Origin of the sequence: Pseudomonas sp. BF-R-30 (assembly GCF_019956175.1) — a bacterium.
GTDB classification, from domain to species: domain Bacteria; phylum Pseudomonadota; class Gammaproteobacteria; order Pseudomonadales; family Pseudomonadaceae; genus Aquipseudomonas; species Aquipseudomonas jessenii.
Window position 1 is genome coordinate 56,978 of the sequence record NZ_JAHBDE010000005.1, and the last position, 13,671, is coordinate 70,648.

Here is a 13,671-nt window from a genome sequence, read left to right on the forward strand (position 1 = left end):
CGGAAACGCTGTGGAATAATACTGGCTACTTATACAGGTGTTGGCCGTCAGGCCTTATTGATTACGTGAGGACTTTAATGGACGACAACAAGAAGAAAGCCTTGGCTGCGGCCTTGGGTCAGATCGAACGTCAATTCGGCAAGGGTGCCGTAATGCGTATGGGCGATCAGGACCGTCAGGCGATCCCGGCCATTTCCACTGGCTCTCTGGGGCTGGACATCGCTCTCGGCATTGGCGGTCTGCCAAAAGGCCGTATTGTTGAAATCTACGGTCCTGAATCTTCCGGTAAAACCACGCTGACCTTGTCCGTGATCGCCCAGGCTCAAAAAGCCGGCGCGACCTGCGCATTCGTCGACGCCGAACACGCCCTCGACCCTGAGTACGCCGGCAAGCTGGGCGTCAACGTCGACGACCTGCTGGTTTCCCAGCCGGATACCGGCGAGCAGGCCCTGGAAATCACCGACATGCTGGTGCGTTCCAACGCGGTTGACGTGATCATCGTCGACTCCGTGGCCGCCCTGGTGCCAAAGGCTGAAATCGAAGGCGAAATGGGTGACATGCACGTGGGCCTGCAAGCCCGTCTGATGTCCCAGGCACTGCGTAAAATCACCGGTAACATCAAGAACGCCAACTGCCTGGTGATCTTCATCAACCAGATCCGTATGAAAATCGGCGTGATGTTCGGTAGCCCGGAAACCACCACCGGTGGTAACGCACTGAAGTTCTACGCATCGGTTCGTCTGGACATCCGTCGTACGGGTGCGGTGAAAGAAGGTGATGAGGTCGTCGGTAGCGAAACCCGCGTCAAGGTTGTGAAGAACAAGGTGGCTTCGCCGTTCCGTCAGGCCGAGTTCCAGATTCTTTACGGCAAGGGCATCTACCTCAACGGTGAGATGATCGACCTGGGTGTTCTGCACGGTTTCGTCGAGAAATCCGGCGCCTGGTATGCCTATGAAGGCACCAAGATCGGTCAAGGCAAGGCCAACTCGGCCAAGTTCCTGGCAGACAATCCGGAAGTCGCGGCAAAGCTGGAGAAGCAACTGCGTGACAAGCTGCTGTCGCCTGCATCGGTTGCGGACGCCAAAGCTTCTGCGGTCAAAGAGACCGAAGACGACCTGGCTGACGCTGATATCTGATCGAAGCGATGACCGCCGTACTCGATACACTCGTCGCGGTGCGGCGAACCGCAATGGACCTGCTCGCACGACGCGAGCACGGTCGTGTCGAGCTGACGCGTAAACTGCGTCAGCGCGGCGCCCTCCCTGAAATGATCGAAACAGCACTCGACCGGTTGACGGAAGAGGGGTTGTTGTCCGAAACCCGTTACCTGGAAAGTTTCGTTTCCTACCGCGCCCGCTCCGGTTATGGCCCTTTACGCATTCGTGAAGAGTTGGGCCAGCGTGGCCTGCAGCGCACCGATATTGAACTCGCCCTGCGTGAGAGCGGTATCGATTGGCAGGAGCAATTGATCGATACCTGGCGACGCAAGTTCTCCGGGCAATTGCCGGCAGACGCCCGGGAGCGAGCCAAACAAGGCAGGTTCCTGGCGTATCGGGGATACTCCATGGAAATGATCAACCGCCTGTTCAGCGGTCGAGGGATGGACGATTGAACTGAAACGGCCCGCTATTTAGATAGCGGGCCGTTTTTTTATGCCTCACGAAACCTTTGACGGCTCCCGCGTGCGTTGTTGTACCTGGGGTTTTGATTGTGCCCAGTTTTCCGGCAGGTTGATGTAGTCCACAAGCTCGCGCAGGCGACCATGATTGCGGGCATTGAAGTTGAAGACCAGCCGCGCCAGATGGCTGAATTCGGCTTCGTTGTGTTCTTCACCGCTGTAAGCGTGCTGATGGAAATGATCGCTCAGGCACAGGTCGGCGAATGCCTCCTGCATGTGTTCGAGTGCGTGGTCGCTGAGTGTGTGATTCATGCGAATCAGGAACTGATGCTTGAGCCAGCGACTGGAGTGGAAGTTGCTGTAGAACTGGTTGATGTGCTCTACCGCTTCTTCGACGTTGTAGACCAGTTTCATCAGCTTCATGTCAGTGGGCAGGATGTAGTGGTTTTCCTCCAGTTGCTGGTGAATGAAGTCCAGTGCGCCTTGCCAGAATTTGCCGTCCGGCGTGTCGAGCAGCACCACTGGTACCAATGGGCTTTTGCCGGTCTGGATCAGTGTCAGTACTTCCAGCGCTTCATCCAGGGTACCGAAGCCACCCGGGCACAGCACGAGGGCATCGGCTTCCTTGACGAAGAACAGCTTGCGGGTGAAGAAGAAGTGGAAGGGCAGCAGGCTGGTCGTGCCGTCGACAGTGGGGTTGGCATGCTGTTCGAAGGGCAGGGTAATGTTGAACCCCAGGCTGTTTGCCAGTCCGGCACCCTCATGGGCGGCGGCCATGATGCCGCCACCGGCGCCAGTGATGACCATCATGTCCGAGCGCGCCAGCGCGGCACCGAGTTCCCGGGCCATGCTGTAGAGCGGGTGTTCCATGGGGGTACGGGCCGAGCCGAATACAGTGACCTTGCGTCGCCCCTTGAATTGTTCGAGCACACGGAAAGCCTGCTCCAGTTCGCGCAGGGCTTGCAGGGTGATTTTGGCATTCCAGCGGTTGTGGTCTTCCTGGGCCATGCGCAGCACGGTCAGGATCATGTCGCGGTAGATCGGGATGTTCGGGCTGTTGGGTGAAATCAGCTTGAGTTGTTCTTCGACCTTGCTGATAAGGTCGTGGCCGCTTTCTTCAAAATGACGGCTCAGGAGATCGTTCGGTTGGTAAGGCATTCAACTTCTCCTTCTGCACAGAACCCTCGGCCCGACAATGTACGTCGGTGCCACGACACTTCATGTGTCGCTGTCTGCCCAGGCCCATGCCTGGGCGACCTACTTGACCCGAAAGGCATCGGATCATCCAAACAGGTTCTGTTTTCCCTTGGATGAAAGAAACGTTCGCATAACACGACAAGCGACGGCCAGCCCCTTTCCAGGCCTGAAAAAGTGAAAGTGGATACCCTGAAATCTAGACCTTCACAGTGATTTACGCTGCCTTGATCATTGCGCCTCAAAGTCTTTCCTGGCAACCGCTTATTGACGATTTGCAAGGTGCTTTCACCGCTCGTCTGAACGCACGTCGCGTGTGCTGCACTCTGATTTACTAAGTTACAGGTGCGACACGACAACTTTGCGTCAACGGCAAGGCGCGCAATACAAGCGGTTCAAGGATTTTTTTGCTCAAACATGAGTGAAGTGCAAGGAGGCGGGAAACCATGGCCAGAGTCGTTCTGGAGATCGATACGCAACTGTATCGATTGCTGAAGTCATCGGCCGAGACCCATCATTTGAGTCTCGAAGAGGAGTGCTGCCGACGTTTGCGCGGTGGCGAGCGTCGTTCGCATTACTTGCAGGCGCTGCTGGCGGAACTGCGCGCCGAAGATGAACAGCGGCGCGCCAACTCCAGGTGATTACTTTTTCTTCTTGGCAGGTTGCAGGCAGTCCGATTCCTGGAAGCTTGCGGAACCGACCGGGCGGTTGGTCTTCACCTCAGTGAAGTCGTAACGCATGATCGCGCCCTTGGCCATCAGCTTGCGAAACCCTTCGTTTCGGCAGACTGAGGCCCCCAACTGGAAGTAAACCGCTTTTGGATCTGCGCGCATCTTGTCGGCGTGGCTGCTCTGCACGCTCAGATGGTTGATCAGCTGTTTGCCGTCAACGGTGTAGCCTTGATCGAGAATGTCTTCGTTGATCGCTCGAGGAGTGCCGACGCTGCTTTGGGTGGCGACGTTTTGCAGCATTTTGTTCAGTTCCGTGTCTTTCAAGGACGCAGCCTGGGCGTTGAAGGACGACGCCAGCAAAATGGCCGCGGTAGGAACGATAAGGCGCAGCATGAAACTCTCCTGGTTCAGTGATGCGGGGTTTGACCCGTCACGTGACTGTGCGTTCAGTGGCGGCGAATTATAGGGGAGGCTAGCTGGACGGTACAGGCTTGCGCCGGGCGGTCTGGTAAACTGCTGGCACTTTTTACCCTGTCGAGTGTTTTTCGTGTCGATTTCCCTTCTCTGTGGGCGTTGCCCGCGATGAGTCATACCCCCGCGCGCTTTGCCTTGAATGCCGTGGCCCGCTTGCGCGATCAGCGCGAAGAGGAGGGCATCAAGCCGATTCAGGCCCGCGGCTGGCGTGCGCCGCGCTGCCGTGACTGCCGGGTGATCGAGAGTCACTGTCTGTGTGCATGGCGTCCGCAGGTCGCTACCCGTTCCGGCGTGTGCCTGATCATGACCAACAAGGAGGTGTTCAAACCGAGCAACACCGGTTGGCTGATTGCCGACGTGGTGCCTGACAACCATGCATTCATCTGGTCCCGTACCGAGGTTGATCCGAAGTTGCTGGCGCTGTTGTCCGACCCGCAATGGCAGCCTTACCTGGTGTTTCCGGGTGAGTACGTCGAACCTGAGCGCGTGACAAACACCGTGGACGTCGATGGCACGAAGCGCCCGCTTTTCATTCTGTTGGATGCGACCTGGACTGAAGCGCGAAAGATCTTTCGCAAGAGCCCCTATTTCGACCGACTGCCGATCCTCAGTCTGTTGCCAGAGAAACTCTCCCGCTACCGGTTGCGCCGCTCGACCCGCAGCGAGCATCTGTGCACGGCGGAAGTGGCGGCGCTATGCCTCGACCTTGCAGGTGATGTCGCGGCGGCATCGGCGCTGGATGCCTACTTCGATGTGTTCAGCCAGCATTACCTCGATGCCAAACATCAGTTGGACATGAACGTTTCGACCCCTGCGCACGCCGAATTGATGCCCTATGTTCAGGTGGCTGCCCCATTGATGGACTGATTGTCGCGCATACTGCAATAAAGTGTACCGGCCATGCTGCTTGACCACCCCGGTTTCGCTGGGCATGCTTGGCGCCGATTAGGGTGCGGCCGGAGTTTTCGGCGCCGTTTTTTGCGCTGAGCGTGCCTTGTCAGTGCAGCTGCGTGGCTGTGCCTTGAGGTGCTTTGGCGTGGTCCGAATGCATCGGGCGTCCCATGAAAAACAGGATCATTTGAAAAATGGCCACATACGAAATCCTGATTGCCGATGACCACCCACTTTTTCGTAGTGCCTTGCATCAAGCGCTGACCCTGGGCCTTGGCCCGGATGTCCGTCTGGTGGAAGTGGCGAGCATCGCCGAACTGGAAGCCCGCCTGACGGAAAAGTCCGACTGGGATCTGGTGCTGCTGGACCTGAACATGCCGGGGGCCTACGGTTTTTCCGGGCTGGTCCTGCTGCGGGGGCAGTACCCGCAGATTCCGGTGGTCATGGTCTCGGCCCAGGAAGAGGCGACCATCATGGTCAAGTCTCGTGAATTCGGCGCCAGTGGCTTCATTCCCAAATCCAGCGACTTGAGTGTGATCCAGAAAGCCGTGCGGGCGGTCCTCGATGGCGACGTGTACTGGCCGCCACAGGCGTTCGAAGCGGTCAGCGTCTCGGATGAAGCCAAGGCGGCCAGCGAAGGGCTTGCCAGCCTCACCCCGCAACAATTCCGGGTGCTGACCATGGTCTGCGAAGGCTTGCTGAACAAGCAGATCGCCTACGAGCTGAGTGTTTCCGAGGCGACTATCAAGGCGCACGTGACCGCGATTTTCCGTAAACTGAATGTGCGGACCCGGACCCAGGCCGCGCTGCTCTTGCAACAACTTGAGTCAATTTCCAGCCATTAAAGGCTGGCAAATTCACGCTTTTTTGACTTTGGTTGAACTAGCTTTCCCACTTCTTTTTTGCCAGTTGCCCACTCTATGTCACCTTTCAAAGGCCAGACCGGCCTGAAACGTATTCTCAATGCTTCCGGTTATTCGCTGGACGGCCTGCGCGCAGCCTTCACCGGTGAAGCCGCCTTTCGGCAATTGGTATTGCTCAACGTCATCCTGATTCCTTTGTCGTTCTTCCTGAATGTCAGCCGGGTCGAACAGGCGTTGTTGATCGCGGTATGCCTGTTGGCGTTGATCGTCGAGTTGCTCAACTCGGCCGTGGAAGCGGCCATCGACCGCATTTCCCTTGAGCGGCACCCGCTGTCCAAGAATGCCAAGGACATGGGCAGTGCAGCCCAGGCCGTGGCATTGAGCATGATTGCCCTGGTGTGGGCGGTGATTCTGCTCTAGGCGATCGTCGGCAGCACGATCTCGTCGCTGCGCTGAACCCCGGCGGTGAAGGCGCGGCACAGATCGAGAAACTCGCGCATCGCCGAGGTCTGATATTTCTGTTTATGCCAGATGAAATAAAACTGTCGCGCCAGATCCAGATCCGGCGTCTCGACAGGCACCAGGCTGCCGCGGCGAAATGCGTCGCGCAAAGCCAGCCTGGAAATGCAGCCAATCCCCAAACCAGACTCCACCGCGCGTTTGATCGCTTCGGTGTGTTCAAGCTCGAGCCGGATGTTTAACGAAGTGCGGTGATGGCGCATGGCTTGATCGAAGGTCAACCGCGTACCCGAGCCCTGTTCGCGCAGGATCCAGGCTTCGTGGCTCAACTCCTCCATGGTGGCCGTGCCACGCTTGGCCAACGGATGCTGAGGGGCGCAAAACACCACCAGTTCGTCCTCGACCCAGCTTTGTACTTCGATGTCCGGATGACTGCAGTCGCCTTCGATCAGACCCAGATCAATTTCATAGTGGGCCACTTGCTGCACGATATTGGCAGTGTTCTGCACATGCAGCTTCACCTGGCTTTCCGGGTGGCGCTGCATGAAGCTGCCGATCAACAATGTGGCCAGGTAATTGCCGATGGTCAGGGTCGCACCCACGGCCAGCGAGCCGAAACCGGATTTGCCATTGAGCAGGTCCTCGATTTCCTTGGCCTGGTCCAGCAGCGCCACCGCTTGTGGCAACAGTTGTTTACCAAGGGCGTTCAGGCTCAACCGTTTGCCGGCACGGTCGAACAACTGGCAGCTGCACTGGCGCTCCAGTTCGGTGATCGAGGTGCTCGCCGCCGATTGCGAGAGGTTGAGCAGACCCGCGGCACGGGACACACTTTCCTGCTGGGCGACGGCGACGAATACTTGAAGTTGACGGAGAGTAAATCGCATATCGATATAACCGATAACCCTTATCTTAATAATCCATTTAACAGATATTGTCTCTGCCTTTAGAATGCGATGCAATTGCGCAGAGCCGGCTTTTTTGCAGAGCAGGCGCCGAACACGCGCAGACCAATCTCCAGGAGTCCCACGTACATGAGCAACATGAACCACGAGCGTGTCCTCAGTGTTCACCACTGGAACGACACTCTGTTCAGCTTCAAGTGCACCCGTGATCCGGGCCTGCGCTTCGAGAACGGTCAGTTCGTGATGATCGGCCTGCAACAGCCCAACGGCCGCCCGCTTATGCGCGCTTACTCGATTGCCAGCCCGAACTGGGAAGAGCATCTCGAGTTCTTCAGCATCAAAGTGCCTGATGGTCCGCTGACTTCGCAGTTGCAGCATCTGAAGGAAGGCGACGAGATCATCATCAGCAAGAAGCCTACCGGCACGCTGGTACTGGATGACCTCAAGCCTGGCAAACATTTGTACCTGCTCAGCACCGGCACCGGTCTGGCGCCGTTCATGAGCGTCATCCAGGACCCGGAAACCTACGAGCGTTTCGAAAAAGTGATCCTGTGCCACGGCGTTCGTTACGTCAACGAAGTCGCTTACCGCGAGTTCATCACCGAGCACCTGCCGCAGAACGAGTTCTTCGGTGACGCGCTGCGTGACAAGTTGATCTACTACCCGACCGTGACCCGTGAGCCGTTCGAGAACGAAGGTCGCCTGACCGACCTGATGCGCAGCGGCAAGCTGTTCAGCGACATCGGTCTGCCACCGATCAACCCGCAGGACGACCGTGCCATGTTGTGCGGCAGCCCGAGCATGCTCGACGAGACCAGTGAAGTGCTGAACAGCTTCGGCCTGAAGGTTTCGCCGCGGATGCGTGAGCCGGGTGATTACCTGATCGAGCGAGCGTTCGTCGAGAAGTGACCGCAGGTCACCTGTAGGAGCGAGCTGGCTCGCGATGGTCGTTAACGATAACGCGGGAAGCTTGATATCCCGCGGCGTCCTCAGGTTTTTCGCGAGCATGCTCGCTCCTACAGAAGATTTGCAGCACATCTAAAAAGCCCGCATGACCTGAGAAGGTCATGCGGGCTTTTTCGTTTCCGGAGTTCAGACCCGCGCGGGAATGACTTCCAGGACGCGGATCAGCTCCGGTGTCGGGTAATGCCAACGCACATCCAGATCCCAGAACTGCGCGCCGTATTCCCGCTCGGGTGCAGGTATTTGATAGGCCGGGCGTGGATCCTGCGCCAGGCATTGCTCGATCAACTCAACCAAAGGCTCCTCAAGGCGCTGAGCGTGCTCGTGAGCCTGTTGCAGCGCTGCGTCAGTCCACTGCACGGGAATCAATAGCGGCGCAGCGCTGGCGATGCTGTTGGTGGCTGTATCGATGATGTCGGCGTAAGGCACGTAGGGTTTTATGTCGAGAATCGGCGTGCCGTCCAGCAAGTCAATACCGGATATCCACAGGCGATTGGCTTCGATCTTGTCCAGCTTGACCACGGATTGACCGATGCCATTGGGGCGGTGGGTGGCGCGGGTGGCGAACACGCCCATGGACTTATTGCCGCCGAGGCGCGGTGGGCGGACCTTCAAGCGAGGTTTTTCTTCCAGGGCCTGGTGGAACAGGAACAGAAGCCACACGTGGCTGACCTGCTCCAGGCCTTGAACCGCGTCCCCTTGATCGAACGGAGCCACCAGTTCCAGCACGCCACGAGCAGCCGGGGCCAGTTGCGGCTGGCGCGGAATGGCGAATTTTTCCTTGAAGCAGGAGCGCACGAAGCCGATGGGGGAAACGCTGTAGGTCATGGTTTGAGGTCGAGACGGGGGAAGAGGCGGGCATGATAACCCGATCGACCTGTGTTCAGTGGTGGCAGTGCCGGCCCTTTCGCGAGCAAGCCCGCTCCCACATTTGAACGGGTTGAAACACAAATATGTGAACAACTCAGGACCAAGGTGGGAGCGGGCTTGCTCGCGAAGGCCGCACCGCCGAGCTACAGGCTGAACCCGCCATCCAAAGGAATAATGTTTCCGGTCATATAGGCTCCGGCAGTACTTGCCAGACTGATCGCCAGCGCCGCCATCTCTTCCTCGCGGCCCCAACGCTTCATCGGGATCAACGCCGTATCCTGCGCCAGCGCCTGGTCATCATTGCCGATGTGCTGGGTCATCTTGCTCGGAAACCGCCCCGGGGCGATCACGTTGACGTTGATGTGCTGGCTCACCAGTTCGCGCGCCAGAATCCTCGACAGTTGGTGCAACGCAGCCTTGCTCGGCCCGTAGGCATACGCCTGCTCGCCGAAGGAGGAAATCCCTGCCACCGATCCTATGTTGATGATCCTCGCCGGATTCGCTTCGGAACCGGCCTTGCGCAGCAGGGGCAGGAACTGCTGGATGCAGTTGAACACCGACGTCACGTTGAGCTGCATGACTTTTTCCCAGCCCTTGATCGGGTAGCTCTCCAACGGTGCGCCCCAGGTGGTGCCGGCATTGTTCACCAGGATGTCCAGATGAGTGATCTGCTCGCCCAGGCGCGTGGCCAGTTGCAGGACGCCCTCTTCGGTGGCGAGGTTCGCCGCGATGGCGCGGCAGCGGCCAAGTGCACCGAGTTCGTCAGCGGTTTGCTGGCAGGCTTCGACGTCGCGGGCGCAGACGTATACGGTGGCGCCCGCCTCGACGTAGGCCTTGGCGATCATCTTGCCGATACCACGGGTGCCGCCGGTCACCAGGGCGGTGCGGCCTTGCAGGGAAAAGTAGGGATGCATGGCGAATCCTGAGAACTGAGGTCTTTACACCCTAGTCGTCAGCCGCCAGAAGCGGAGCCACTATTTTTGCGCGGAATGAGGGGCCATTCGGCCTTGTAGGAGCGAGCTTGCTCGCGATGGTCGATAACGATAACGCGTGCTTGCTGGATAATCGCAGCGTTTTCGAATCCATCGTCGGAACGCCGCCCGGAGCAAGCTCGCTCCTACACAGGAAACGGTTTACTGCGGACGCACTCGCAGGGTCAGGCCCTTGAGGAAATTGCGCAGCAGCTGGTCGCCGCATGGGCGATAGTTGGTGTGACCGAACTTGCGGAACAGTGCGCTCAGCTCAGGCTTGGACACCGGGAACTCGGCAGCCTTGAGGATCGCGTGCATGTCGTCTTCTTTGAGCTCGAACGCCACCCGCAGCTTTTTCAGGATGATGTTATTGGTTACCGGTACTTCGATCGGCTGCGGGGGGCGGCTTTCGTCCTTGCCGCGCTTGAAGATCACCAGGCCGTCGAGGAAGTGCGCCATGACTTCGTCCGGGCAGCGTACGAAACCTTCCTCGTCTTCCTCTTTCTTGTCGAGGTAGGTCAACAGGTCCGGCAGGGTCACGTCCAGGCCGCCGAGCTTGATGATCTCGATGACTTTCTTGTCGCTGATGTCGAGCATGTAGCGCACGCTGCGCAGTACGTCGTTATGAATCATGTGTGCAGTCCTGATATTCAGCTGTGGGCGTCGCGGCCAGGCGCGGCGCCGAAATGGATGGCGGCGAGAAAAGCCTTAGAACTTCTCTTTGCCGGACAGATAGCGCCATTGCCCCACCGGCACTTTGCCGATGGACACGCCACCGATGCGAATACGGCGGATACCGACGACCTTGAGGCCGACCGCCTGGCAGAGCAGGGCGATGATGCCCGGCTGCGGGTTCTTCATGGCAAAGCGCAGACGGTTCTCGTTCTGCCAGCTGGCCTTGACCGCCGGCAACTCCTTGCCCTTGTAGGTCAGGCCGTGGTTCAGGCGGTTCAGGCCGTGGGCCACCATCTCGCCTTCAACCTCGACCACATACTCTTGCTCGATCTTGCTGGAGTCGGCGGTGAGTTTGCGCAGGATTTTCCAGTCCTGGGTGAACACCAGCAGCCCGCTGGCGTTGGCCTGCAGGTCGGTGCTGGCGGTCAGGCGCAGGAAGTGTCCGCGCAACGGGCGCTTGCCGTAGCGGTGCTCTTCGCTCAGGGTCTCGGCGCCGAGGGTGGCCATGGCAGTGTCTGCGTCCATGCCTGCGGGCACATTGAGCAGCAGGGTCACCGGTTCCGGTGCGGTGGCCTTGGCTTCTGGATCAAGCTCGACTTTCTGGGTGTCGACCTTGAATTGCGGCTCGTCGATGACCACACCGTCGACGGTGACCCAGCCGCCCTCGATGAACAGCTCAGCCTCCCGACGGGAACAGCCGACGAGTTCGATGAGGCGTTTGGAGAGACGAATCGGGTCAGTCATGTCAGGGCCGTAACAAAAAGGGGGTGGGCATTGTACCTGCCTGGCGCCGGTTAATCCCGGTTCCATTTACGCAGTGAGGCTTTTTGTGGGAGCGGGCTTGCTCGCGAAAGGGCCATCAGCCTCAACATGTATGTTGGCTGACACACCGCCTTCGCGAGCAAGCCCGCTCCCACATTTGATCTGTGTCGTGTCATCCATGCCGTGATTTTTGCTGGTCCTGACGCAAACGCATGTGCAACAACGGATACGGCTGCCCCATGCCATCGACCTCCGAGCGACCGATGACCTCGAAGCCTTGCTTGAAGTAAAAGCCGAGGGCTTGCGGGTTCTGTTCGTTGACGTCCAGTTCGTCGGCGTTCAGGTGTTCCAGGGCATAGTGCAACAATTTCTTGCCCAGGCCCTGGCCGCGATGGTCGGGGTCGATGAAGAGCATTTCGATCTTGCCGGCCGCGACGCCGGCGAACCCGGTGATGCGCTGGTTCGAATCCTTGGTGCAGATCAGCATCACCGCATCGAGGTAGCGGGTCAGCACCAGGTTCTTCAGCAGTTCGATGTAGCTGTCTGGCAGAAAGTCGTGGGTGGCGCGTACCGAGGCCTCCCAGACCCGGGTCAATTCTTCGTAGTCGCCGAGTTTCGGCGTGTGGATGACCGAATGCTGACGCATGCCCGTCTGCCTCTTATGCAGTGGTTGATAGGAATCCTTCCATGTGCAAACGATAGCCGTAAAAAAGCCCCGCATCTCGTCAAGAGAGCGGGGCTTTGCGCATTTTTTGCGTTTAGATCTGTTCAGCCCACAGATCGTATTCGTCGGCGTCGGTCACTTTGCACCAGACCTTGTCGCCCGGCTTGAGGTTGCTGCCGTTGTCGATGAAAACGTTGCCGTCGATTTCCGGGGCATCGAAGAAGCAGCGGCCGACCGCGCCTTGCTCGTCGACTTCATCGACCAGCACTTCGATCTCACGGCCGATGCGCATTTGCAGGCGCGCCGAGCTGATGGCCTGCTGGTGCGCCATGAAGCGCTCCCAGCGGTCCTGCTTGATGTCGTCCGGGACGACTTCCAGGTCCAGGTCATTGGCCGGTGCGCCTTCAACCGGCGAGTACTGGAAGCAGCCGACGCGGTCGAGCTGGGCTTCGGTCAGCCAGTTCAGCAGGTACTGGAAGTCTTCTTCGGTCTCGCCCGGGAAGCCGACGATGAAGGTCGAACGGATGATCAGGTCCGGGCAGATTTCGCGCCAGTTCTTGATCCGCGCCAGGGTCTTGTCTTCGAAGGCCGGGCGTTTCATCGACTTGAGCACTTTCGGGCTGGCGTGCTGGAACGGGATGTCCAGGTACGGCAGGATCTTGCCGGCGGCCATCAGCGGGATCAGCTCGTCAACGTGCGGGTACGGGTAAACGTAGTGCAGGCGAACCCAGACGCCGAGGGTGCTCAGGGCTTCGCAGAGTTCGGTCATGCGGGTTTTCACCGGCGCGCCGTTCCAGAAACCGGTGCGGTATTTCACGTCGACGCCGTAGGCGCTGGTGTCCTGGGAGATTACCAACAGCTCTTTGACGCCGGACTTGACCAGACGCTGGGCCTCGTCGAGCACATCACCCACCGGGCGGCTGACCAGTTTGCCGCGCATCGACGGGATGATGCAGAAGCTGCAGCTGTGGTTGCAGCCTTCGGAAATCTTCAGGTAGGCGTAGTGGCGCGGGGTCAGCTTGATGCCTTGTGGCGGCACCAGGTCGATCAGCGGGTTGTGGTCCTGGCGCGGCGGCACGACTTCGTGCACGGCATTGACCACTTGCTCGTACTGCTGCGGGCCGGTCACCGCCAGCACGCTCGGGTGTACGTTGCGAATGTTGCCTTCTTCGACGCCCATGCAGCCGGTCACGATGACCTTGCCGTTTTCCTTGATGGCTTCGCCAATCACTTCCAGGGACTCGGCCTTGGCCGAATCGATGAAGCCGCAAGTGTTGACTACCACGACATCGGCGTCCTGGTAGGTGGACACCACGTCATAGCCTTCCATGCGCAGCTGGGTAAGGATGCGCTCGGAGTCGACCAGTGCTTTGGGGCAACCCAGGGATACGAAGCCAACCTTTGGGTTGGCCGGCGCAGGAGTGGTGGACATGTCTAACCTCGGTATTTTGTGACGCCGCTTGCCGGGCAGGCAAAACCGACGGACGGGCGCTTGAACTGCGCCTCTGATCAAAAAGTGCGCAATTCTAGCGATGAGTCGTTCACTTGACCAGCTTTATGCGGGGAAATACGACGAGTGCTGCGCTATGCTTCGCGCCGTTAGGCTTTACAGATTTTTTACTGTCAACAAAACGTCTGTAACGTGAAGTAAAACAGCGCATGCTGCACGACAAAGCATAGTGCTTCTTTCAAAG

General features: G+C 58.7%; 16 protein-coding genes. 7 read left to right on the top strand and 9 right to left on the bottom strand.

The window, feature by feature from the left end; all coding sequences use genetic code 11:
- Positions 1–77: 77 nt before the first annotated feature.
- Together recA and recX are read left to right on the top strand one after the other, a co-directional pair.
- Positions 78–1,136: a recombinase RecA gene (gene recA / locus KGB20_RS03730; RefSeq protein WP_007996915.1), complete on the top strand. Its 1,059-nt coding sequence runs from the start codon at positions 78–80 to the stop codon at positions 1,134–1,136.
- Between the two features lie 8 nt (positions 1,137–1,144).
- Entirely contained in the window at positions 1,145–1,612 is a 468-nt protein-coding gene (gene recX, locus KGB20_RS03735; RefSeq protein ID WP_056720921.1) for a recombination regulator RecX, read from the top strand.
- 45 nt (positions 1,613–1,657) lie between these two features.
- Here recX and KGB20_RS03740 read toward each other — a convergent pair whose 3' ends face one another.
- Positions 1,658–2,776 carry a TIGR00730 family Rossman fold protein gene (locus KGB20_RS03740; protein WP_057716152.1) on the bottom strand — a complete coding sequence of 373 codons (1,119 nt, stop codon included), beginning with the start codon at positions 2,774–2,776 and terminating at the stop codon, positions 1,658–1,660.
- Positions 2,777–3,258: 482 nt separating this feature from the next.
- Between KGB20_RS03740 and KGB20_RS03745 the strand changes: the two genes are divergently transcribed.
- Entirely contained in the window at positions 3,259–3,453 is a 195-nt protein-coding gene (locus KGB20_RS03745) for a hypothetical protein (protein WP_057716151.1), read from the top strand.
- Here the strand turns inward: KGB20_RS03745 and KGB20_RS03750 are convergent, their stop codons facing one another.
- Complete coding sequence (locus KGB20_RS03750) at positions 3,454–3,876, bottom strand: PA3611 family quorum-sensing-regulated virulence factor (protein ID WP_057716150.1); 423 nt, start codon at positions 3,874–3,876, stop codon at positions 3,454–3,456.
- A gap of 189 nt (positions 3,877–4,065) precedes the next feature.
- Between KGB20_RS03750 and KGB20_RS03755 the strand changes: the two genes are divergently transcribed.
- From KGB20_RS03755 to KGB20_RS03765, 3 genes are all read left to right on the top strand, one after another.
- Entirely contained in the window at positions 4,066–4,824 is a 759-nt protein-coding gene (locus KGB20_RS03755) for a tRNA-uridine aminocarboxypropyltransferase (protein ID WP_154861805.1), read from the top strand.
- Between the two features lie 218 nt (positions 4,825–5,042).
- Positions 5,043–5,693, top strand: a complete 651-nt coding sequence (erdR, locus tag KGB20_RS03760; RefSeq protein WP_150812921.1) for a response regulator transcription factor ErdR — start codon at positions 5,043–5,045, stop codon at positions 5,691–5,693.
- A gap of 75 nt (positions 5,694–5,768) precedes the next feature.
- On the top strand, positions 5,769–6,131 hold the full coding sequence (locus KGB20_RS03765; RefSeq protein WP_057716147.1) for a diacylglycerol kinase: 363 nt from the start codon (positions 5,769–5,771) through the stop codon (positions 6,129–6,131).
- On the opposite strand, the gene KGB20_RS03770 is transcribed toward KGB20_RS03765, so the two are convergent.
- Complete coding sequence (locus KGB20_RS03770) at positions 6,128–7,054, bottom strand: LysR family transcriptional regulator (protein WP_043302480.1); 927 nt, start codon at positions 7,052–7,054, stop codon at positions 6,128–6,130. The genes KGB20_RS03765 and KGB20_RS03770 overlap by 4 nt on opposite strands.
- Before the next feature lie 147 nt (positions 7,055–7,201).
- Here KGB20_RS03770 and fpr point away from each other — a divergent pair, with 147 nt between their 5' ends.
- Positions 7,202–7,981, top strand: coding sequence for a ferredoxin-NADP reductase (gene fpr, locus KGB20_RS03775; protein WP_008054100.1), 780 nt, complete (start codon positions 7,202–7,204; stop codon positions 7,979–7,981).
- Positions 7,982–8,164: 183 nt separating this feature from the next.
- On the opposite strand, the gene tsaA is transcribed toward fpr, so the two are convergent.
- The 6 genes from tsaA to rimO all read right to left on the bottom strand — a co-directional run bounded on the left by tsaA (position 8,165) and on the right by rimO (position 13,409).
- Entirely contained in the window at positions 8,165–8,863 is a 699-nt protein-coding gene (gene tsaA / locus KGB20_RS03780) for a tRNA (N6-threonylcarbamoyladenosine(37)-N6)-methyltransferase TrmO (RefSeq protein WP_090453501.1), read from the bottom strand.
- Positions 8,864–9,048: 185 nt separating this feature from the next.
- Positions 9,049–9,819: an SDR family oxidoreductase gene (locus tag KGB20_RS03785; RefSeq protein ID WP_154861803.1), complete on the bottom strand. Its 771-nt coding sequence runs from the start codon at positions 9,817–9,819 to the stop codon at positions 9,049–9,051.
- Positions 9,820–10,038: 219 nt separating this feature from the next.
- The gene (locus KGB20_RS03790) at positions 10,039–10,509 is read right to left on the bottom strand and encodes a DUF1456 family protein (RefSeq protein WP_046041186.1); all 471 of its coding nucleotides are present in this window, start codon (positions 10,507–10,509) and stop codon (positions 10,039–10,041) included.
- 75 nt (positions 10,510–10,584) lie between these two features.
- Positions 10,585–11,295, bottom strand: a complete 711-nt coding sequence (locus tag KGB20_RS03795; RefSeq protein WP_154861802.1) for an rRNA pseudouridine synthase — start codon at positions 11,293–11,295, stop codon at positions 10,585–10,587.
- 190 nt (positions 11,296–11,485) lie between these two features.
- The gene (locus KGB20_RS03800; RefSeq protein WP_150812923.1) at positions 11,486–11,959 is read right to left on the bottom strand and encodes a GNAT family N-acetyltransferase; all 474 of its coding nucleotides are present in this window, start codon (positions 11,957–11,959) and stop codon (positions 11,486–11,488) included.
- 112 nt (positions 11,960–12,071) lie between these two features.
- Positions 12,072–13,409: a 30S ribosomal protein S12 methylthiotransferase RimO gene (rimO, locus tag KGB20_RS03805; protein ID WP_057716142.1), complete on the bottom strand. Its 1,338-nt coding sequence runs from the start codon at positions 13,407–13,409 to the stop codon at positions 12,072–12,074.
- Positions 13,410–13,671 lie beyond the last annotated feature (262 nt).

Bases quoted from the DNA above. Each gene is read 5' to 3' on its own strand.
- recA (WP_007996915.1), top strand. From the start codon at position 78: ATGGACGACAACAAGAAGAAAGCCTTGGCTGCGGCCTTGGGTCAGATC.
- recX (WP_056720921.1), top strand. From the start codon at position 1,145: ATGACCGCCGTACTCGATACACTCGTCGCGGTGCGGCGAACCGCAATG.
- KGB20_RS03740 (WP_057716152.1), bottom strand. From the start codon at position 2,776: ATGCCTTACCAACCGAACGATCTCCTGAGCCGTCATTTTGAAGAAAGC.
- KGB20_RS03745 (WP_057716151.1), top strand. From the start codon at position 3,259: ATGGCCAGAGTCGTTCTGGAGATCGATACGCAACTGTATCGATTGCTG.
- KGB20_RS03750 (WP_057716150.1), bottom strand. From the start codon at position 3,876: ATGCTGCGCCTTATCGTTCCTACCGCGGCCATTTTGCTGGCGTCGTCC.
- KGB20_RS03755 (WP_154861805.1), top strand. From the start codon at position 4,066: ATGAGTCATACCCCCGCGCGCTTTGCCTTGAATGCCGTGGCCCGCTTG.
- erdR (WP_150812921.1), top strand. From the start codon at position 5,043: ATGGCCACATACGAAATCCTGATTGCCGATGACCACCCACTTTTTCGT.
- KGB20_RS03765 (WP_057716147.1), top strand. From the start codon at position 5,769: ATGTCACCTTTCAAAGGCCAGACCGGCCTGAAACGTATTCTCAATGCT.
- KGB20_RS03770 (WP_043302480.1), bottom strand. From the start codon at position 7,054: ATGCGATTTACTCTCCGTCAACTTCAAGTATTCGTCGCCGTCGCCCAG.
- fpr (WP_008054100.1), top strand. From the start codon at position 7,202: ATGAGCAACATGAACCACGAGCGTGTCCTCAGTGTTCACCACTGGAAC.
- tsaA (WP_090453501.1), bottom strand. From the start codon at position 8,863: ATGACCTACAGCGTTTCCCCCATCGGCTTCGTGCGCTCCTGCTTCAAG.
- KGB20_RS03785 (WP_154861803.1), bottom strand. From the start codon at position 9,819: ATGCATCCCTACTTTTCCCTGCAAGGCCGCACCGCCCTGGTGACCGGC.
- KGB20_RS03790 (WP_046041186.1), bottom strand. From the start codon at position 10,509: ATGATTCATAACGACGTACTGCGCAGCGTGCGCTACATGCTCGACATC.
- KGB20_RS03795 (WP_154861802.1), bottom strand. From the start codon at position 11,295: ATGACTGACCCGATTCGTCTCTCCAAACGCCTCATCGAACTCGTCGGC.
- KGB20_RS03800 (WP_150812923.1), bottom strand. From the start codon at position 11,959: ATGCGTCAGCATTCGGTCATCCACACGCCGAAACTCGGCGACTACGAA.
- rimO (WP_057716142.1), bottom strand. From the start codon at position 13,409: ATGTCCACCACTCCTGCGCCGGCCAACCCAAAGGTTGGCTTCGTATCC.